This window comes from Saccharopolyspora hordei (assembly GCF_013410345.1).
Taxonomy (GTDB): domain Bacteria; phylum Actinomycetota; class Actinomycetes; order Mycobacteriales; family Pseudonocardiaceae; genus Saccharopolyspora; species Saccharopolyspora hordei.
In genome coordinates, this window is sequence record NZ_JACCFJ010000001.1 from 2956577 (window position 1) to 2973824 (window position 17248).

23 protein-coding genes are annotated in these 17248 nt (G+C 72.8%); 11 read left to right on the forward strand and 12 right to left on the reverse strand.

What is annotated here, in order from left to right:
- Positions 1–1326, reverse strand: a complete 1326-nt coding sequence (locus tag HNR68_RS13740) for a hypothetical protein (RefSeq protein WP_179721054.1) — start codon at positions 1324–1326, stop codon at positions 1–3.
- 155 nt (positions 1327–1481) lie between these two features.
- Between HNR68_RS13740 and HNR68_RS13745 the strand changes: the two genes are divergently transcribed.
- The 4 genes from HNR68_RS13745 (at position 1482) to HNR68_RS13760 (ending at position 4429) form a co-directional block, all read left to right on the forward strand.
- A complete protein-coding gene (locus HNR68_RS13745; protein WP_179725033.1) occupies positions 1482–2126 on the forward strand; it encodes a glycosyltransferase family 2 protein in 645 nt (214 codons plus the stop codon).
- Positions 2120–2785 carry a TIGR04282 family arsenosugar biosynthesis glycosyltransferase gene (locus HNR68_RS13750; RefSeq protein WP_425502875.1) on the forward strand — a complete coding sequence of 222 codons (666 nt, stop codon included), beginning with the start codon at positions 2120–2122 and terminating at the stop codon, positions 2783–2785. The genes HNR68_RS13745 and HNR68_RS13750 overlap by 7 nt, the downstream gene beginning before the upstream one ends.
- A 238-nt stretch (positions 2786–3023) precedes the next feature.
- Positions 3024–3818: an SAM-dependent methyltransferase gene (locus tag HNR68_RS13755; protein WP_179721058.1), complete on the forward strand. Its 795-nt coding sequence runs from the start codon at positions 3024–3026 to the stop codon at positions 3816–3818.
- Positions 3819–4063: 245 nt separating this feature from the next.
- Positions 4064–4429, forward strand: coding sequence for a TraR/DksA family transcriptional regulator (locus tag HNR68_RS13760; RefSeq protein WP_179721060.1), 366 nt, complete (start codon positions 4064–4066; stop codon positions 4427–4429).
- On the opposite strand, the gene HNR68_RS13765 is transcribed toward HNR68_RS13760, so the two are convergent.
- Positions 4415–5383, reverse strand: coding sequence for a helix-turn-helix domain-containing protein (locus HNR68_RS13765; RefSeq protein ID WP_179721062.1), 969 nt, complete (start codon positions 5381–5383; stop codon positions 4415–4417). The genes HNR68_RS13760 and HNR68_RS13765 overlap by 15 nt on opposite strands.
- Positions 5384–5502: 119 nt before the next feature.
- On the opposite strand from HNR68_RS13765, the gene HNR68_RS13770 reads away from it, so the two are divergent.
- The 4 genes from HNR68_RS13770 (at position 5503) to HNR68_RS13785 (ending at position 7148) form a co-directional block, all read left to right on the forward strand.
- Positions 5503–5697, forward strand: a complete 195-nt coding sequence (locus HNR68_RS13770; protein ID WP_246330448.1) for a hypothetical protein — start codon at positions 5503–5505, stop codon at positions 5695–5697.
- Positions 5698–5862: 165 nt separating this feature from the next.
- A complete protein-coding gene (locus HNR68_RS13775; protein ID WP_179716373.1) occupies positions 5863–6114 on the forward strand; it encodes an SHOCT domain-containing protein in 252 nt (83 codons plus the stop codon).
- A gap of 224 nt (positions 6115–6338) precedes the next feature.
- Entirely contained in the window at positions 6339–6575 is a 237-nt protein-coding gene (locus HNR68_RS13780; RefSeq protein WP_179721066.1) for a hypothetical protein, read from the forward strand.
- Between the two features lie 300 nt (positions 6576–6875).
- Positions 6876–7148 carry a GlsB/YeaQ/YmgE family stress response membrane protein gene (locus HNR68_RS13785; protein WP_179721068.1) on the forward strand — a complete coding sequence of 91 codons (273 nt, stop codon included), beginning with the start codon at positions 6876–6878 and terminating at the stop codon, positions 7146–7148.
- A 51-nt stretch (positions 7149–7199) separates the two neighbouring features.
- Here HNR68_RS13785 and HNR68_RS13790 read toward each other — a convergent pair whose 3' ends face one another.
- Positions 7200–8003, reverse strand: a complete 804-nt coding sequence (locus HNR68_RS13790) for an SAM-dependent methyltransferase (protein WP_179721070.1) — start codon at positions 8001–8003, stop codon at positions 7200–7202.
- Between the two features lie 258 nt (positions 8004–8261).
- Between HNR68_RS13790 and HNR68_RS13795 the strand changes: the two genes are divergently transcribed.
- Positions 8262–8543, forward strand: a complete 282-nt coding sequence (locus HNR68_RS13795; RefSeq protein ID WP_179721072.1) for a metal-sensitive transcriptional regulator — start codon at positions 8262–8264, stop codon at positions 8541–8543.
- A gap of 83 nt (positions 8544–8626) precedes the next feature.
- Here the strand turns inward: HNR68_RS13795 and HNR68_RS13800 are convergent, their stop codons facing one another.
- From HNR68_RS13800 to HNR68_RS13815, 4 genes are all read right to left on the reverse strand, one after another.
- Positions 8627–9208: a DUF305 domain-containing protein gene (locus HNR68_RS13800; RefSeq protein ID WP_179721074.1), complete on the reverse strand. Its 582-nt coding sequence runs from the start codon at positions 9206–9208 to the stop codon at positions 8627–8629.
- A gap of 65 nt (positions 9209–9273) precedes the next feature.
- Positions 9274–9702: a hypothetical protein gene (locus tag HNR68_RS13805; protein WP_179721076.1), complete on the reverse strand. Its 429-nt coding sequence runs from the start codon at positions 9700–9702 to the stop codon at positions 9274–9276.
- A gap of 32 nt (positions 9703–9734) precedes the next feature.
- Positions 9735–10016: a metal-sensitive transcriptional regulator gene (locus HNR68_RS13810; protein WP_179721078.1), complete on the reverse strand. Its 282-nt coding sequence runs from the start codon at positions 10014–10016 to the stop codon at positions 9735–9737.
- A gap of 61 nt (positions 10017–10077) precedes the next feature.
- Positions 10078–10305 (reverse strand): hypothetical protein, encoded by a 228-nt coding sequence (locus HNR68_RS13815; RefSeq protein ID WP_179721080.1) that lies wholly within the window; start codon positions 10303–10305, stop codon positions 10078–10080.
- A gap of 166 nt (positions 10306–10471) precedes the next feature.
- On the opposite strand from HNR68_RS13815, the gene HNR68_RS13820 reads away from it, so the two are divergent.
- Both HNR68_RS13820 and HNR68_RS26810 read left to right on the forward strand, forming a co-directional pair.
- Positions 10472–11398, forward strand: coding sequence for an oxygenase MpaB family protein (locus HNR68_RS13820; RefSeq protein ID WP_179721082.1), 927 nt, complete (start codon positions 10472–10474; stop codon positions 11396–11398).
- Positions 11399–11551: 153 nt separating this feature from the next.
- The gene (locus tag HNR68_RS26810; RefSeq protein WP_343050139.1) at positions 11552–12010 is read left to right on the forward strand and encodes a PQQ-dependent sugar dehydrogenase; all 459 of its coding nucleotides are present in this window, start codon (positions 11552–11554) and stop codon (positions 12008–12010) included.
- 119 nt (positions 12011–12129) lie between these two features.
- Here HNR68_RS26810 and HNR68_RS13830 read toward each other — a convergent pair whose 3' ends face one another.
- The 5 genes from HNR68_RS13830 to HNR68_RS13850 form a co-directional block, all read right to left on the reverse strand.
- Entirely contained in the window at positions 12130–12873 is a 744-nt protein-coding gene (locus tag HNR68_RS13830; protein WP_179721084.1) for a ThuA domain-containing protein, read from the reverse strand.
- A complete protein-coding gene (locus tag HNR68_RS13835; RefSeq protein ID WP_179721086.1) occupies positions 12870–13949 on the reverse strand; it encodes a Gfo/Idh/MocA family protein in 1080 nt (359 codons plus the stop codon). Before HNR68_RS13835 ends, HNR68_RS13830 begins: the two co-directional genes overlap by 4 nt.
- A gap of 94 nt (positions 13950–14043) precedes the next feature.
- Positions 14044–14820, reverse strand: a complete 777-nt coding sequence (locus HNR68_RS13840; RefSeq protein WP_246331068.1) for a carbohydrate ABC transporter permease — start codon at positions 14818–14820, stop codon at positions 14044–14046.
- A gap of 119 nt (positions 14821–14939) precedes the next feature.
- The gene (locus tag HNR68_RS13845) at positions 14940–15863 is read right to left on the reverse strand and encodes a carbohydrate ABC transporter permease (RefSeq protein WP_179721090.1); all 924 of its coding nucleotides are present in this window, start codon (positions 15861–15863) and stop codon (positions 14940–14942) included.
- Entirely contained in the window at positions 15863–17149 is a 1287-nt protein-coding gene (locus HNR68_RS13850; RefSeq protein ID WP_179721092.1) for an ABC transporter substrate-binding protein, read from the reverse strand. Before HNR68_RS13850 ends, HNR68_RS13845 begins: the two co-directional genes overlap by 1 nt.
- Positions 17150–17248: the final 99 nt, after the last annotated feature.

Consider the following 17248-nt stretch of genomic DNA (forward strand, 5'->3'; position numbering starts at 1 on the left):
TCACCAGTTCGTCGCGATCAGGTGGTTCACCGCCAGCGCGGTCACCGCCTGCCCGGCCAGCCACCAGCGCGGCTGCCTGCCCGGCAGCAACGCGGCACCGACAGCGAACCACACCGCGAACGGAAGCCAGATCCGCTCGACCTCGGCCTTGCTCAGCCCCGAGACGTCGGCGGCCAGCGCCGCCGCGGCCGCCGCCAGCACCAGCCAGCCGGCCGGGCCCCGCTGCACCGCGGCCCGGCGGAGGGCGACGGCGGCGAACGGGCCCGCCGACAGCAGCAGCAGCGCGCCGATGTCGCCGAACACCCAGTAACCGTACGGTCGTCGGGCGAACTCGCCCTGGTGGTAGCGCTGCACCACCAGGTGGTAGCCGTCCAGCCACCAGAAGCCGTGCAGCGCGAACGCGGCCACCACGACGACCACGCCGGCCGCCGCGAACAGCAGCGCACGCACGTTGCGGGTGCGCCAGAGCACCACGAGCACGAGGGGCAGCAGGAGCACCAGCCCGTAGCTCAGGAACAGCGCGAAGCCCAGCAGGAGACCGGCCGCCGTCGCCGCGCAGGCGGCCCACGGTCCGCGGCGCGCCGACGCCACGGCCAGCAGTGCGAGGCCAGTGGTGGTGACCCCGGTGAACATGCCGTCGGCGGACACCGCCATCCACACCGCGCCCGGGAACAGCACCAGGAACGGCACGGCGGCCCGCGCCGCGTCCGCACCGGCCAGGGTGCGCACGGTGACCGGCACGGCCACCGCGGCGAGCGCGCCGACCGCCATCGTCACGACGGCCGCCCACGCCCCGCCGCCGAGCCCGAGGCGGTCGAGCCACACGTAGCTCAGCAGCACCCCCGGCGGGTGCCCGGACACGTGCACCGTCCACGAGTCGGGCTGCCCGAGCAGGATGTGCTCGGTGAACCCCGCCAGCGTGGCGCCGATGTCGGTCACCCGGGGCACGTCGTGCAGGTACTCGCTCCAGTCGGTCAGGCGCCTGGCGATGCCGTCCTGCCAGCCGTCCACCAGCGCCAGCGACACCATCCACGCCAGCGCGGCGACGTACCCGGCGACGAGCAGGCGAACCCACGGCAGCCGGGCGGCCAGCGGCGGCCCCCACGCGATGACCGCACCGGCGACGAGGACCGCGAGCGGGGTCCCGGGACCGGTGCGGGGCAGCCAGAACCCGAACAGCGGTGCGGCGTCGGCGTACAGCGGCACACCGGCCTGGTTCAGCAGGAAGCCCGCGACGGCCGTGCCCGCGACCGCCGCGATCGCGGCCGCGAAGGCGAGGAGGTCGGCCCGCCGCGCACGGTCGGGGGCAGGGCTGAGGGATCGCATCAGCGCGACGCTAATGCCCGCGGCGGCCCGCACCAACGCGCTGCCGCCGCACGTCAGGACTTCGTAAGGATTCCGCCGCAGCCGTAAGGGATCCACAATGTCCGGAGGCGTTCCCGCCGACCCCGCGCTGCGCTTCACTGGCTGACGTGAACGATGTGGACGTGGTGCTGCCCTGCCTGGACGAGGCGCTCGCGCTGCCGGGCGTGCTCGCGGGGATGCCGCCGGGTTTCCGGCCGATCGTGGTGGACAACGGGTCCGTGGACGGCTCCGCGGAGGTCGCCGAGGAGCACGGCGCGGTGGTGGTCCGGGAGCCCCGGCGGGGCTACGGCGCCGCTGTGCACGCCGGTCTCGAGGCGGCGACCGCGGAGTTCGTCTGCGTCCTGGACTGCGACGGCTCCTTGGACCCGGCCGCGCTGCCGTCGTTGGTGTCCGTGGTGCGCGCGGGGCGCGCGGAGCTGGCGGTCGGCCGCCGGGTCCCGGTGACAGCGGCGGCGTGGCCCTGGCACGCCCGCGCGGGCAACGCGGTGATCGCCGGACTGCTGCGGCGGCGCGGACTCCCGGTGCACGACATCGGGCCGGTCCGCGCGGCACGGCGGCGCGACCTGCTGGGGCTGGGCGTCGAGGACCGCGGCTTCGGGTACCCGCTGGAGCTGCTGTGCAGGGCGGCGGACGCCCGCTGGCGCGTGTGCGAGCTCGACGTGACGTACCGGCCGCGCACGACCGGGACCAAGTCCAAGGTGTCCGGGTCGCTGCGCGGAACGGCCCGCGCGGTGCGCGACATGGCGGGTGTGCTGTGGTGACCCGGACCGCGCTGCTGGTGGTCGCGAAGTCCCCGGTGCCGGGCCGGGTCAAGACCCGGTTGTGCCCACCGGCCACCCACGCCGAGGCGGCGCGCATCGCGGCCGCGAGCCTGCTGGACACGATGGACGCGGTGCGGCGCACCGAGCGGAGCCGGCCGGTCGTCGCGCTCGCCGGGGACCTCGACGCCGGCGTCGACGCGGCGGCGCTGCGCACGGCGCTGCGCGGGTGGACCGTGCTCGGGCAGCGCGGTGACGGCTTCCCAGCCCGGTTGGCGGCGGCCCACGCCGACACCGCGGCCGCGCACCCCGGGCTGCCGGTCGTGCAGATCGGCATGGACACCCCGCAGGTGACGCCGGAGCTGCTCGCCGAGGCCTGCGCCGCGCTGGACGGTGCCGACGCGGCGCTCGGCCTCGCCGAGGACGGCGGCTGGTGGGTGATCGGGTTCCGCGACCCGGCCGCCGCACGGCTGCTGGCTTCGGTGCCCACCTCCCGGCCGGACACCGGGACGCGCACGCTGGCCGCGCTGCGCGCCGCGGGACTGCGGGTCGCACTGCTGCCGGAGCTGACCGATGTGGACACCATGGACGACGCGCTGCGCGTCGCCGACGAGGCGCCGTGGACCCGCTTCGCGTCGGTCCTCCCCGCCGCACACCGGTGACAGCGCCGCGGTGCGCGTCCCGGTGAAGCGCTCCGCTCCGACGCCGCCCGCTGCGGGGGCGCGTCCTCCGGTGAGGGGACGTGCGTCGCGATCGCGGTCGCCGTGCGCCTGTGGTGTCACGGGTGTTGTCGCCGCGAACGTGTGTTGTGGTGTTGACCTCCTGTTCTGGCTGGAGCGTTCCCTGCCGTGCTGAGATGGCACGGAGTCCGGTGCGGGCGGTGGTCTGCAGGGGGTGGGGATGAGCGAGCACGACGAGATCGACGTGGAGCGCCCGAACGCCGCGCGGATGTACGACTACTACCTGGGTGGGTCGACCAACTTCGAGGTGGACCGCGCTGCGGCGGAGGCGGGGCGGGGCGCCATGCCCGACGCGGAGACCTACGCCCGGGCCAACCGCGCCTTCCTCGGCCGCGCCGTGCGGTACCTGTGCTCGGTGGGGATCGACCAGTTCCTCGACCTCGGCTCCGGCAGCCCGACCAAGGGCAACGTGCACGAGATCGCGCGGCAGGCGAACCCGGAGGCCCGCGTCGCGTACGTCGACATCGAGTCCGTCGCGGTCGCCCACTCCCGCCGCATCCTCGCGGACGTCGACGGGGTGACCGTCACGCGAGCCGACATCCGCCGGCCGGACACGGTGCTGAACGCGCCGGGAGTCGCCGGGCTGCTCGACTTCAGCCGCCCGGTGGCCGTGCTCGCCGTGGCGATCATGCCGTTCGTGCCGGACGACGCGGAAGCCGCGGCGGTGATGGCCGCCTACCGCCAGGCGTGCACCTCCGGCAGCTACGTGGCGGTCTCGCACATCTCGCAGTTGGCGGCCACCGCGGAGCAGGTCGCCGCGGCCGAGGAGGTCATGGCTCGCACCCCGACGCCGGTGAGCTGGCGGACGGCCGACCGCATCGTCCCGCTGCTGGAGGGCTGCTCGCTCGTCCCGCCGGGGCTGGTGCCGGTGCCGCTGTGGCGGCCGGACGGCCCGGTCGAGCCTGAGCAGGTCGTCCGCGCCAACGCCTTCGGGGCGGTCGGCGTCCTGCCCTGACGCGTGGTCCCGCCGCGTGCGGTGCCCAGGGGCCTGCGCGTGCGCGGTCAGCGGTGTCGCCTGCCATCGGTTCCTCCTGGTCGTCCGTGGTGGACGGTGTCGGTGCGGACCTGCCTGCACCGATGGTGCCACCGACTCGCACGCGTGTTCGAGTGCATCCCGGTCGCTCGTTCGGATGATCCTGCTCGGCGCTGAGCCCGGGCGAGCCGTGGAACAGCGCCGCGCCCCGCGGCGTTGTCGGCTGCATGCGGGAACCGCCGTGCGACGCGGCCGCGGTGCGGCAACGGCTGGCCCGGGAGCGCGCGACCGCGCTGGCCCGGGCCGAGTCGTTGCGGCGCCGCCTCGACGAGATCGGCGACGCGTCGACCTGGACCGGCGCCGACGACGAGCACGACCCGGAGGGCGCGACGCTCGCCTACGAACGGGCCCAGGCGCAGGGCCTGCTGGTCGACGCACGCCACGAGCTGGAGGCGCTCGACCGCGCGCTCGCCCAGGTGGAGCAGGGCGCCTACGGCGTCTGCGAGCGCTGCGGGGAGCCCATCGCCGTGGAGCGGCTGGACGCGCTGCCCGCCACCACCACGTGCATCAGCTGCGCCTCATCGCGGCGTTGAGCCGGCGGTGCGGGCGAAGGTCCTGCGGTAGTCGCGCGGGGTCACGCCGACGAGGTTCCGGAAGTGGTGGCGCAGCAGGGCGGCCGAGCCGAACCCGCACTTGCGCGCGATCTGCTCGATGCCCAGCGCGGTGTCCTCCAGCAGCCGGCGGGCGTGCAGGACGCGCTGCGTGACCAGCCACTGGTTCGGCGTCGTGCCGGTCTCGGCGACGAACCGGCGCGCGAACGTGCGCGGCGACATCTGCGCGCGTGCGGCGAGGCTGGCGACGTCGTGGTCGGCGTCCAAGGTCTGCTGCACCCAGGCGAGCACCGGCTCGAGGCTCTCCCCGGTGCACTCGGGCACCGGGAGGTCGATGAACTGCCGCTGCCCGCCGTCGCGCTGCGGCGGCACCACCATGCGCCGGGCGATCCGCGTCGCCGCGGTGGAACCCAGCTCGCGACGCACCAGGTGCAGGCAGGCGTCGATCCCGGCGGCGGTCCCGGCGCTGGTCACCACGTCGCCTTCGTCGACGTAGAGCACGGCCGGGTCGAGCTGGGCGGCGGGGAAGCGGCGGCGGAACTCCGCGGCGTGGTACCAGTGCGTCGTGCAGCGGCGACCGTCCAGGAGCCCGGCCGCGCCGAGCGCGAACGCCCCGGTGCACACCGAGAGCAGGACCGCCCCGCGCGCGGCGGCGGCCCGCAGCCCGTCGAGCACCTCCGGTGGGTAGGTGTCCCGGACCCGCGCGGCCGGGACCGCCACGACGTCGACCCGGGTCAGCTCGTCGAGGCCGTGCTCGGGAACCACCTGCATGCCCACCGAGGTGCGCACCGGCTCGCCCGGTCGCTGCCCGCAGACGCGGAAGTCGATCGGCGGCACTCCGTCGGCGGTCCGGTCGAGGCCGAAGACCTCGCACAGCACGCCGAGCTCGAACGGCGCGACGTCGTCCAGCACGACGGCGGCCACACTCCGCAACACCCCTCCACCGTAGTTGGCAGGATCTTGCGGCACAACGGCATCACTGCCACTGGTCCGGAGGATCTCCGCGTCGCACCCTCGGAGGTGGCGAAACCCCCTAGCCACCAGGGATGCCGACCATGAACACGCCGTTGCTCACCGGCTTGACCGCGCTCCGCCGCTACTTCGCCGTCCAGACCTGGCTGTGGTCCCGCTACCTTGCCGCCCTGGAACCGTGGGAGGCGGAGGCCGAGATGCGCTGGGTCCGCAACCCGGTCACCCGGCGCTGGGAACTGCGCGGCGAGGTCCTGCCGCGCCCCCACCGAGTCCACTGAGGAGACCGCGCTCGTCCCGGCCGGGGTCCCGACGGCCGCCGCAGCTCGTAGCCCGTCGCTGCGGCGTACGTCGGGCGCGGTACTGCGAGTGCCGCTCGTGGGCCGACGACGCGGGGCCCCGCTGGGGCGACGCTGGGGCCGTCGTCGATCCACGGAGGTGTCGAGATGGTGACCGAGTTCGTGCTGCAGTGGGGTCCGGGCTGGGCCGGCCCGCACGGTGGTCCCGGATGGCCGTTCGGGCTTCTCTTCCTGCTGGTGCTGGCCGCGCTGGTGGTGACCGCGGTCTGGCTGGCGACGCGCGGTCGACCGCGCCGGAAGTCGCCCGTCGACCGGGCCAAGGAGGTCCTCGCCGAGCGCTTCGCCCGGGGCGAGATCGGTCTTGAGGAGTACCGCGAGCGGCTCAGCGGGCTGGACTGAGCCGGTTGGGAACGAACCAGTCTCGGAAATGTGACGGTTAATTTCCAACGTTGCCCGTTCGGGGGAGGGTGTTCTAGCGGGACGCGCGTTACCGTCGAGACAGGTGCGCACTCAGCCGTACGGCACATCCCGGACCCGTCCGGGGCACAACACTGGGGGGAGAGGTCGGGGGCCGGCGTTCTCGCTGGTCCCCGACCCCTCGATCGACCACGGGAGTGGTCTGCATGGACCTGATCACGAGGCGCAGCGACCTCGAGCGCGAGCAGTTGCTCGAGGAGATCCGGGTCGCCGCGCTGGCTCGCAAGCAAGCCCTGGACAGCGGTTCGAGGGCGGACGTGGAAGTGGCCGAGTCGGTGCTCAACTGGTTCTTGGACGAACTCGCCGACCGGTTGCGGCGCGGGACCGTGCCGGGCAGCGACACCCTCCGCGGTGGGCGGGAGGACGAGCCCCTGCCGCGGTGACCGGCGCCGTCAGCGCGGGTCGCGGGAAACCGGGCCCGAAAGCCCGGCCGCGGGCCGTGACCGGGGCGGTGCGGGCGTCGTCCCGGGCGTCCTGGGTGAGGTGCAAGGCCGGGGCGTCCCCGAGGGACCGCGAGCCGCGGCGGTGCCGCGCGCGTTCTCCCGGCTCCGCGGAGGGGCGGCCCGGCCCGTGCGGCGTCCACTGAGGACATCGCGCCTCCCGGGCCGCCTTCCCCGGTCGGGAGGCGCGTAGCCTGGAGGCGTTGATGTTGGACGCCGGACCCGGGAAGTAGGGGGAGAGCGATGTTGTGGACCATCCTCGGCTGGATCGTGTTCGGCTTGATCGCGGGGTTCATCGCCCGGGCGATCGTGCCGGGCAAGGACGACATCGGCGTGCTGCGGACGATCCTGCTCGGCATCGCCGGGTCCATCGTCGGCGGGTTGGTGTTCGGCCTGCTCACCGTCGGTCTGCGCGGGTTCCAGCCGGCGGGCTGGATCGGCTCGGTGATCGGCGCCGTGATCGTGCTGGTGATCTACAACCAGGTCACCGGGCGGAAGCGGCGGAGCCGCTCGTAGTCGACGGCGCCGGGAGGGGGCTCGGCACGGGCCCCCTCCCGGCGCCGTCGATCACGGTTTGCGGCCCACCCCGGCCAGACCGGTGAAGCGCTCCGGGTGCTCCTCGACGTCGCCCGGGGTCGCCGGTCGCCACTGCGGCAGGAAGACCACGCCCGGCTCGACCAGCTCGAACCCGTCGAAGAACCCGGTCACCTCCTCGGTCGACCGCATCGTCAGCGGTGTCGCGGTGCGCTCGCGGTAGAGGTCGGCGTGCGCTGGTCCCACATCGGGCCGGCCCTCGTGGGAGGCGTGCGAGATCACCAGGTAGCTCCCCGGTGCCAGCGCCTCGCGGTAGCGCGCGACGACCTTTCGCGGTGCGTCGGAGTCCGGCACGAAGTGCAGCACGGCGACCATCATCAGCGCGACCGGCTCGCTCAGGTCCAGCAGCTCGGTGACCTCGGGGCTGCCCAGCACCCGCTCCGGGTCGCGCAGGTCCGCGTCGACGATCGTGGCGTCCGGGTTGTCGCGCAGCAGCTTCCGGCTGTAGGCGACCGCGACCGGGTCGGTGTCGACGTACACCACCCGCGCACCGGGGGCCGCAGCCTGGGCGACCTCGTGCACGTTGCCGACGGTGGGGATGCCCGAGCCCAGGTCGAGGAACTGGCGGATGCCGCGCTCGGCGCAGACCTGCACGGCCCGGCGGAGGAAAGCGCGGTTGGCCTGCATCACCAGCGGCAGCTCCGGCCACATCGCGATCGCTTCCTCGGCCATCTGCCGGTCCACCGCGAAGTTGTGGTCGCCGCCCAGGTAGTAGTCGTAGACCCGTGCCGCGTTCGGCTTCTCCAGGTCGACGTGCTCCGGCGGCGCCTCGGACATCACGGTCCTCCTCACGACGGGGCTGTCCCCCCGCTGCGAGCGTAATCGGCGGAGCACCGCCAGATCCAGATCGCGGCACGACCACGACGCGCCGAACGGGGCGGCGCACCCCCGGAGCCCACCGCCGTGGTGTCGCCGCGGGAGGTGAGCCGGAAGCGTTGCGGTGTCGTGTGGGATCGGTCGTCGAGGGCTCCGCGGGGGCGCCGCCAGAGGGTAAGATTTCCGGGTTTGGCCAGGCCGGTGAAGTGGAGCGGTGGGATGCACGGATACACCCAGGACAAGGACAACTACCTCAAACGGCTGGCGCGCATCGAGGGGCAGGTCCGCGGCCTGGCCCGCATGATCGAAGAGGACAAGTACTGCATCGACATCCTGACGCAGGTCTCGGCCGTGACGAAGGGCCTGCAAGCGGTTTCCCTGCGCCTGCTCGACGAGCACCTCAAGCACTGCGTGGCCGAAGCACTGGCGGAGGGCGGCGAGAACGCCGACGAGAAGGTCCGCGAGGCCAGCGAGGCGATCGCCCGCCTGGTGAAGTCCTGAGCTGCCCCGGCACGCGTCCGGCCACTGGGCGACGCAGCTGAGCGGGGCCGGGGCGGTCGCGCGACCGCCCCGGCCCCGGGTGGTCAGCTCTGCGCGAGCAGGGTGCGCATGGTGTCGATCTCGGCCTGCTGGGTGTCGATGATCTGCTGCGCCATCTGCTTGGCCGCCGGGAACTGGCCGTCGGACAGCTCGGTCCGTGCCATCGTCACCGCGCCCTCGTGGTGCCTGATCATCATCTCCAGGAACGCGCGGTCGAACTCCGCGCCGCGGGCCCGCTCCAGCCGCGCCATCTCGTCGGCGGACATCATGCCGCCGTGACCGCCCGTGTCGCCGTGGCTGCCGTGCTCCGCGGGCGCGGCGCCCCAGTCGCGCAGCCACCCGGTGAGCGTCTCGATCTCCGGGCCCTGCGCGGCCTCGATCTGCCGGGCCAGGTCCTCGACCTGCTGGGACTGCGACCGGTCCGGCACCAGCCGGGCCATCTCGACGGCCTGCTGGTGGTGCGGGACCATGCCTCGAGCGAAGGCGACGTCCGCCGCGTTGTGGGCCGTCTGCTCCTGGCTCGCCGGGGCCTGCGGGGGCGGGGTGCTGGCGGTGCCGCAGCCGGCCAGTGCGAGCGCGGCGACTGCGCTGGCGCCGACGACGACCGCGCGGGTGTGCTTCCTCATCTCTGTCGTCCTCCTCGTGACTGATCCGGGCACGCGTGCCACGGCCGGGCCGTGGCCGGTGCCGATCAGTGACGGAGCACGCACAGGGCCGCGAGCCTCCGCGGCACGGGGATCGGCGGCGGGGCCAGCGCGGGCGGGGCCGCGACGAGGGCTCTCGGTGGTCCGGCCACGGCGCGGGCCGCGCGCCGGAGCCGGGGGAGCAGCAGGACCAGGAAGCCGACGACGATCGCCAGGCACAGGTGCAGCGCAGCGTGGCCCGGGGACGCCGGGTGGCCGTGGTGCTCGACCTGCGCGACCGGCGCGTGATCGGTGTGCGCGGTGACCGGTGAGTGCCCGACCGCGTGCGCGGCGGCCGGTGAGTGCCCGACCGCGTGCGCGGCGGCCGCCACCGGGGCGGGCTCGTGCGCCTGCGCCGGGACGTGGTGCATGAGCACCACGCCGAGCGCCAGGACCAGCAGCAGCACCCAGCGGAGCGGGTCCCGGTGTTCTCGCACGTCGGCTACCATACCGGGGTTGGGTCCAGCGGTCAGGACTTGACCAGCCGGGCGATCGCGTCGCTGGCCTCGCGGACCTTGTCCTCCGCCTGCTGGCCGCCCTCGGCCAGCGCCTCGGAGACGCAGTGCTTGAGGTGCTCGTCGAGCAGGCCCAGCGCCACGGCCTGCAGCGCCTTGGTGGTGGCCGAGACCTGGGTGAGCACGTCGATGCAGTACTCGTCGTCCTCGATCATCCGGGCCAGGCCGCGCACCTGTCCTTCGATCCGCCGCAGCCGCTTGGCGTAGCCGTCCTTGTCGTGCGCGTAACCGTGCATCGGCGCCTCCCCTGGTCCTGGCGCCTTTGTACCCCAGGGGGGTACCGATCAGCAAAGCCGATCAGAGGAAGCCCTCCGGCTTGACCGGCTCCTTCGCCGCCTCCGGGTCCGCCCGCTCCGCGCGCCGCAGCCACAGCACGCCGCCCAGCTGGACCAGTGCGGCGCCGCCGGTGAGGGCGACCGCGATGACGGCGTACACCACCCACCCCGAGACGAAGCCCAGCACCACCGCCACGGCGAAGAACAGCAGCGTGCGCACCAGCACGGCGGTGAGTTGGCTCTTGCTCATCGGTCCGGGGCCTTCCTGCTCGCGTCCACCGCCGAGTGTAGGTGGCCGGGGTTCCCGCCGGTCGCACGTGGGCCGCGGGGGACTCCGTTCCGGCGATTGACGCACGGGCGGAGCAGTCCGATCCTGTTTCTGCGAACAGGTGTCCTCAGATTCGGAGGGAGCACCGATGTCGAGGCCGACACCGCTCGGACCGGACTCGCTCACGTGGCGCTACTTCGGCGACTGGCGGGGTCTGCTGCTGGCGCTGTGGGCCGGGTCGATGCAGAACATGCACCCCCAGCTCGGCGCGGGGGTCGAGGAGCACTCGCGGTTCTTCGACGAGCGGTGGGAGCGCCTCTTCCGCAGCCTGTACCCGATCGGCGGGGTGGTCTACGACGGCCCGCGGGCGGAGCAGACCGCGCGGCAGGTGCGCGCCTACCACAACGGGATCAAGGGCGTCGACAAGCACGGGCGGCCCTACCACGCGCTCAACCCGGACACCTACTTCTGGGCGCACGCGACGTTCCTGGTCATGCCGATCATCATCAACGAGCACTTCGGCACGCCGCTCACCGAGCAGGAGAAGGCGCAGGTCTACGCCGAGGGCGTGCAGTGGTACCGGCTGTACGGGATGAGCATGCGCCCGGTGCCGCCGGACTGGCCGAGCTTCCAGCGCTACTGGGACCACATGTGCCGCGAGGTCCTGGAGGACAACTGGGCGACCCGCGCCGTGCTGGACATCTCGCGGATCGGCAAGCCACCCCTGCTGAGCCGGCTGCCCGACCCGCTGTGGCGGCTCGCCCGCGTCCCGATCAGCCGCGGGTTCCGCTGGCTCACCATCGGCCTCTACGACCCGGTCATCCGGGAGAAGCTCGGCTTCCGCTGGACCGCCCGCGACGAGCGGATCCACCGGTTGCTCGGCCGGGCGCTCGCCTTCGTCTGGCGGTTCGTGCCCTTCGAACTGCGGTACCACCCGCGGGCCCGGGCGGCGTGGCGGCGCGTGCGTGGCGAGGTCCCCGCCGACGCGCCGCTGGTCGAGACCCCGGCCCGCAACCTCCCGCCGCTGGACCGGCGCGGCGACCCGCAGCACTACTCGCCCGCCCGCGCCGGCTGAGGTCCGCTGCGCCGGCGGATCGGCGAGCGACGCCACGACCGGCGACGCCCGGGACCCGGACACCGCGCAGGACCCGGCCTCGCGCAACGGCAAGATCCTGCGGATGACGCCCGACGGCGAGCCCGCGCCGGGGCAACCCAGTTCGACGGTTCGGTGGTCCACTCGATGGGCCACCGCAACCCGCAGGGGCTCGGCTGGGACGACGCCGGGCGGCTGTACTCCTCGGAGCTCGGCGACAACACGTGGGACGAGGTCAACCTCATCGAGCCCGGCGAGAACCACGGCTGGCCGGTGTGCGAGGGCGAGTGCGGCAACGCCGAGTTCGTCGACCCGCTGGTGACCTGGCCGACCAGCGAGGCCTCGCCCAGCGGTCTGGCCGTCCACGACGGGCACCTGCACGTCGCGGCGCTGCGCGGCCAGCAGTTGTGGCAGGTCCCGCTCACCGGCGACGGGTCGGTCGGGGAACCGGCCGCGCTGTTCCAGGGCGAGCACGGCCGGCTCCGCACGCCGGTCTCGGCCCCGGACGGCACGCTCTGGGGCACCACGTCCAACCGGGACGGCAACGGCACCCCGGGACCCGACGACGACCAGGTCCTCCGCGTCACCCGGTGATCCCACCCGAGGGCACCTCCTGCCGGTGAGGTGCCCCGCGCACGGGGGCGACCGCGGTCGAGACCTGACCCGCGCGCGGGGAGGGCGCGTCCTGCCGCAGCCGGACGCGCCCTCGTGCGTCAGCTCTCCAAGAACCAGTCCCGCGGCGGGTTCGAGACCTCCGGGATGCTGCGGTCGACCTCGGGCCGGGCGGCCCAGCGGATCCCGTTGGCCAGCACGCGCTTGATCTCCGGCTGGTTGTACACCGGGTAGCGCTCGTCCCCGGGGCTGAAGTAGAAGATCCGCCCCTTGCCCCGGCGGAAGGTCACGCCGGAGCGGAAGACCTCGCCGCCGCTGAAGGAGCTGATGAAGACCAGCTCGTCCGGGGCCGGGATGTCGAAGAACTCGCCGTAGGTCTCCTGCTCCGGGATCACCAGCGGGTTCGGGATCCCCTCGGCGATCGGGTGCGTCGGGTCCACCGTCCACACCAGTTCGCGCTCCGCGGCGTTGCGCCAGCTCAGCGAGCAGGTGGTGCCCAGCAGGCGGGTGAAGACCTTGGAGAAGTGCCCGGAGTGCAGCACCAGCAGGCCCATGCCGCCGAGCACGTGCCGCTGCACCCGGTCCACGACCGCGTCGTCGACCTGGCCGTGCGCCTTGTGCCCCCACCACAGCAGCACGTCGGTGTCGGCCAGCACCTCCTCGGGCAGCCCGTGCTCGGGGTCGCTGAGCAGCGCGGTGCGCACGGTCGAGTCCGGCAGCTGCTCGCGGATCCCGGCCGCGAGCGCACCGTGGATGCCCTCGGGGTAGTACTCGGCCATCCCCGCGGGGTCCTTCGTGGACTCGTGGACGCCTTCGTTCCAGACGGTGATGCGCAGCTGGCTCATTCGACGGTGATCTCCCGGTTCTCGGCAGCGGACTGGTAGCAGGCGTCGATCACGCGGGCGCGCGTCAGGGCGAGGGACCCGTCGTTGGCGGACCACTCGGCCGGGTCGCGCAGGACGCGGACGAAGTTCTCCACCACGCCGGCGTGCGCGCGTCCAGGCTCGGCGGTCGGTTGGTAGTCGGCGATCTCGCCGTCCACGTCCCGGTACACGTGCAGGTCACCGACCAGCTTCTTCGTCGCGCCGACGGCCTTGAGCTCGGCGCCGCCCTCGGTGCCCAGGACGCTGAAGTCGATCAGGTCGTCCGGGCTGCGGAACGCCGCCCAGGAGGTCTCCAGCACCAGCGTGCCCCCGCCCTCCAAGCGCAGGAACGCCGCCGCGAAGTCCTCCACCTCGTAGGCCGAGGCGGTCTGCTCGGCCGTCTCCCACTTCATGCCGCCGATCCCGCGCGGGCCCAGCTCGGAGTAGGTGACCGCGTTGACCGACACCACGCGCGGCTCGCCCAGCAGGAACAGCGAGTAGTCAAGCACGTGGACGCCGATGTCGGCCAGCGGTCCACCGCCGGCCATCTCCCGGTTGGTGAACCAGCTGCCCAGCATCGGGATGCCCCGGCGGCGCATCCACGACGCCTTCGCGTAGTAGGGCCTCCCCAGCTCACCGCGCCGGATGATGTCGCTAAGGACCTGGATGTCCCCGCGCAACCGGTGGTTGAACACCACGTCCAGCACCCGGCCCGCCGAGCGCGCCGCGTCGACCATCTGCTGGCCCTCGACGGCGTTGCGGGCCAGCGGCTTCTCGCTGAGCACGTGCAGCCCGCGCTTGAGCGCGGCGATGGCGATCGGGGCGTGCAGGAAGGTGGGCACCGCGATGCTGACCGCGTCGAGGTCCGGCACCTCCAGCAGCTTCTCCCAGCTCTCGAACAGCAGCTTCGCGCCGTACTGCTCGCCGAGGGAGTGCAGCAGCTCCTGTTCCTTGCCCGCGATCGCGACGATCTCCACGTCGGGGATGTTCTGGTAGGCGGCCAGGTGTTGCTGGCCCGCCCAACCGATGCCGACCACGCCGACCCGGATCGGACTCATGGGTGTCTCCTTTCGAGGGTTCTCTCGTCCAGCGGCGCAGCCGCTCGGTCACGTGTGCGCGGCTCGTCCCACGGGACCGGCCGCGAGCGCGGGCTCAGCCCTTGATCGCACCGGAGGTCAGGCCGGCCACGATGCGCTTCTGGAACACCAGCACCAGGACCAGCAGCGGCAGGGTGACGATCACCGAGGCCGCGCTGATGCTGCCGATGGGTTGGTCGAACTCGTTGGTGCCGGCGAAGAACGCGATGGCCGCCGGGACGGTGCGCGCCGACGGCGTGGAGGTGAGCGTGACGGCCAGCAGGAACTCGTTCCACACAGAGATGAACACCAGGATCGCGGTGGTGGCCATGCCCGGCACCGCCAGCGGCAGGATCACCTTGTAGAAGGCCTGGAACGGGGAAGCGCCGTCGATGAGCGCCGACTCCTCCAGCTCGAACGGGATCTCGCGGAAGAACGAGGTGAGCACGAAGATCGCCATCGGCAGCGCGAAGGTGAGCTTCGGGATGATCAGCCCGAGCAGCGTGTCGTAGATGCCCAGGTCGCTCCAGATCTTGAACATCGGCGCCGCGATCGCGATGACGGGGAACGTGGTCACCGACAGGACCGCCGCGAGGATGAGGCCCTTGCGCGGCAGCGCGAGCCGCGCCAGCGCGTAGGCGGCGAACGACGCGAGCACCATCGCCAGCGTCGTGGTGACCACGCCGACGATGACCGAGTTCCGCAGCGCGACGAGGAACTCGCCGTCCTGCAGGACGTCGACGTAGTTCTGCAGCGAGGGCTGGGTGGGGAACAGGCTGCCCGAGGACAGCTCGGCGCCGGTCTTCAGCGAGGTGTTGACCAGCCAGTAGAACGGCACCAGCGACGCCAGCATCACCAGCACGGCGAACACCAGCGTCAGCGGTCGCGGCCGGTTCCGGTCGCGCGAGCGGCGGCCCGCCGGCGCCGGGCGCGGCGGAGCGGTGGTCTTGGTGGGGACGAGGACGGTCGCCATCAGTTCTCCTTCGCGACGTCGCGGATGTTGCCGCCGGCGAAGCGGATGTAGACCAGGGACACCACCATCACGGTGGCGAAGGTCAAGATGGACAGTGCCGAACCGGGGCCGATCAACCGCCCCTCGCGCAGCTCCTGGTAGGCCAGCATGGACATGGTCTCGGTGCCGTTGGCGCCCTTGGTCAGCACGTACGGCAGGTCGAAGATGCGCAGCGCGTCCAGCAGCCGGAAGATCGCTGCCAGCGCGATCGCCGGGCGCAGCAGCGGCAGCGTGACCCGCCAGAAGGTCTGCCAGCGGCTCGCACCGTCCAGGTCCGCCGCCTCGTAGACGTCCGGCGGGATGACCTGCAGCCCGGCCAGCACCAGCAGCGCCACGAACGGCGCGGTCTTCCACACGTCCGCGACGATGATCACGGCCATCGCGTAACCGGGTTCGGCGAGCCACACGTGCTCACCGCCGGGCAGGCCCAGGGCGCGGAGCAGCCCGGTCACCAGACCGAGGTTGGACTCGAACATCGCCTGCCAGGTGATCGCCGAGACCACGGTCAGCACCGCGTAGGGGACCAGCAGCGTCGAGCGCAGCAGACCCCGGCCGCGGAAGGCCATGTTCAGCAGCAGCGCCATCGCGACGCCCAGCACGACCTCCAGGAACACCGACACGATGGCGAAGAAGAACGTCTGCCGGAACGCCTCCCACCACTCCGGTGAGGTCAGCGCGTTCCAGTAGTTCGTCAGCCCCACGAACTGGGACAGACCGGCCTGGCGCACGCTGTAGACGTTGAGCGACAGCCAGATCGCGTAGCCGATCGGCACCACGGCCACCAGGAACATCACCACCAGCGCGGGGGAGACCATCCACACCGCGGTGCGCCGCTGCTGCTGGTCGACCCGGCTGCGCCGCCGGGTCCGGGTCGTCGTGGTCATCAGAACGTCTCCTGCGCGGTCCGGATGTCCTCAGCCATCTTCCGCACGCCCGAGTCCACATCGGTCTGCCCGGAGATCACCTGGTAGACGTTCTTGTAGATGGCCCGGGACAGCTGCGCGTACACCGGGGACTTCGGGCGCGGCTTGGCGCTGAGGACGGATTGCTTGAGCTGCGGGACGAACGGCAGCTCGGCGATCACCTCGGGGTCGTCGTAGGTCGCGGCGTGCACGGGAGCCTGGGAGTGCTCCATGATGATGGTCTTCTGGAACTCGGCGCTGGTGGCGTAGTCGACGACGGCCACCGCTCCGGCGGGGTTGTCCGCCTCGGTCGCGATGCCCAGGTTCCAGCCGCCGAGCACCGCCGCGGGTTCACTGTGCTCGTCGAAGGCGGGCAGCGGGGCCACCGCGGTGTGCGGCCCGGCGCCGGTCTGCACGATCTGCGCGTGCGCGCTCGGCCACTGCCGCAGGTACCCGGCGCGGCCGGACTCGTAGGCGCGCCGGCCACCGTCCTCGTCGTAGGTCAGGCTGGCCCGGTCGACGGCTCCGTTGTCGAGGGCCTCGGTCAGCTTCGTGAGCACGGCGCGGGTCTGCGGGGAGTCGATGGTGACGGTGCCCTGCTCGTCGATCACCGAACCGCCGGCGGAGTACAGCATCTCCAGGAAGTTGACCGTCAGGCCCTCGTAGCGCTTGGCCTGCATCTCCACCTTGTGCGACTCGTCGGTCGCGGCGTTGGCGTAGACCTGCTCCCACGTTGTCGGCGGCGGCACCCGGTCCTCGCGGTAGAACAGCAGGCCCGCGTTGGTGAAGAACGGGACCGCCCAGTACCGGTCGTCGTAGCGGACGGTCTCCAACGTGGACGGGATGAGGTCGGCGCGGTGCTCCTCGACCAGCCGGCTGTGGTCCTGCACCCAGCCCTGCGCGGCCCACTCGCTGGTCCAGGTCACGTCCATCACGTAGATGTCGCAACCGTGGGAGCCGCCTTCGAGCCGCTGGATGGCCTGCGTGCGCGTGGAGTCGGTGTCCTGCCCGATCTCCAGGTAGTGCGCGGTCACCCCGGTCCGCTTGGCGTTGAAGGACTCGGTGAGCTTGGTGTAGGTCCCGTTGTCCTTGTTCCCGCAGATCGTCACGTCACCGCTGGCGCCGTCGGCGATCGCGGGGTCCAGCACGGGGACCTCGGGCGCGTGCTCGCCGACCGGTCCGGTGGCCGGGGCGCTGACGCACCCGGTGAGGGTGATCGCTGCGGTGGTGGTGAGAACCGCCCAAGCGGGCGCGCGTCTCAGCTGCATGGTGTCTCCGCTTCGCGGGTCCGTCGGTGGTGGCGGGGCGGTGCCCGGGCACCGGTCGAACTGCGGCGTGAGACGACCACATGGATAGCCCGCCGCACA

Coding starts and splice junctions, on each gene's coding strand:
- HNR68_RS13740 (WP_179721054.1), bottom strand. CDS start 1,326: ATGCGATCCCTCAGCCCTGCCCCCGACCGTGCGCGGCGGGCCGACCTC.
- HNR68_RS13755 (WP_179721058.1), top strand. CDS start 3,024: ATGAGCGAGCACGACGAGATCGACGTGGAGCGCCCGAACGCCGCGCGG.
- HNR68_RS13760 (WP_179721060.1), top strand. CDS start 4,064: ATGCGGGAACCGCCGTGCGACGCGGCCGCGGTGCGGCAACGGCTGGCC.
- HNR68_RS13770 (WP_246330448.1), top strand. CDS start 5,503: ATGAACACGCCGTTGCTCACCGGCTTGACCGCGCTCCGCCGCTACTTC.
- HNR68_RS13775 (WP_179716373.1), top strand. CDS start 5,863: ATGGTGACCGAGTTCGTGCTGCAGTGGGGTCCGGGCTGGGCCGGCCCG.
- HNR68_RS13780 (WP_179721066.1), top strand. CDS start 6,339: ATGGACCTGATCACGAGGCGCAGCGACCTCGAGCGCGAGCAGTTGCTC.
- HNR68_RS13785 (WP_179721068.1), top strand. CDS start 6,876: ATGTTGTGGACCATCCTCGGCTGGATCGTGTTCGGCTTGATCGCGGGG.
- HNR68_RS13790 (WP_179721070.1), bottom strand. CDS start 8,003: ATGTCCGAGGCGCCGCCGGAGCACGTCGACCTGGAGAAGCCGAACGCG.
- HNR68_RS13795 (WP_179721072.1), top strand. CDS start 8,262: ATGCACGGATACACCCAGGACAAGGACAACTACCTCAAACGGCTGGCG.
- HNR68_RS13800 (WP_179721074.1), bottom strand. CDS start 9,208: ATGAGGAAGCACACCCGCGCGGTCGTCGTCGGCGCCAGCGCAGTCGCC.
- HNR68_RS13810 (WP_179721078.1), bottom strand. CDS start 10,016: ATGCACGGTTACGCGCACGACAAGGACGGCTACGCCAAGCGGCTGCGG.
- HNR68_RS13815 (WP_179721080.1), bottom strand. CDS start 10,305: ATGAGCAAGAGCCAACTCACCGCCGTGCTGGTGCGCACGCTGCTGTTC.
- HNR68_RS13820 (WP_179721082.1), top strand. CDS start 10,472: ATGTCGAGGCCGACACCGCTCGGACCGGACTCGCTCACGTGGCGCTAC.
- HNR68_RS13830 (WP_179721084.1), bottom strand. CDS start 12,873: ATGAGCCAGCTGCGCATCACCGTCTGGAACGAAGGCGTCCACGAGTCC.
- HNR68_RS13835 (WP_179721086.1), bottom strand. CDS start 13,949: ATGAGTCCGATCCGGGTCGGCGTGGTCGGCATCGGTTGGGCGGGCCAG.
- HNR68_RS13840 (WP_246331068.1), bottom strand. CDS start 14,820: ATGCTGGCGTCGCTGGTGCCGTTCTACTGGCTGGTCAACACCTCGCTG.
- HNR68_RS13845 (WP_179721090.1), bottom strand. CDS start 15,863: ATGACCACGACGACCCGGACCCGGCGGCGCAGCCGGGTCGACCAGCAG.
- HNR68_RS13850 (WP_179721092.1), bottom strand. CDS start 17,149: ATGCAGCTGAGACGCGCGCCCGCTTGGGCGGTTCTCACCACCACCGCA.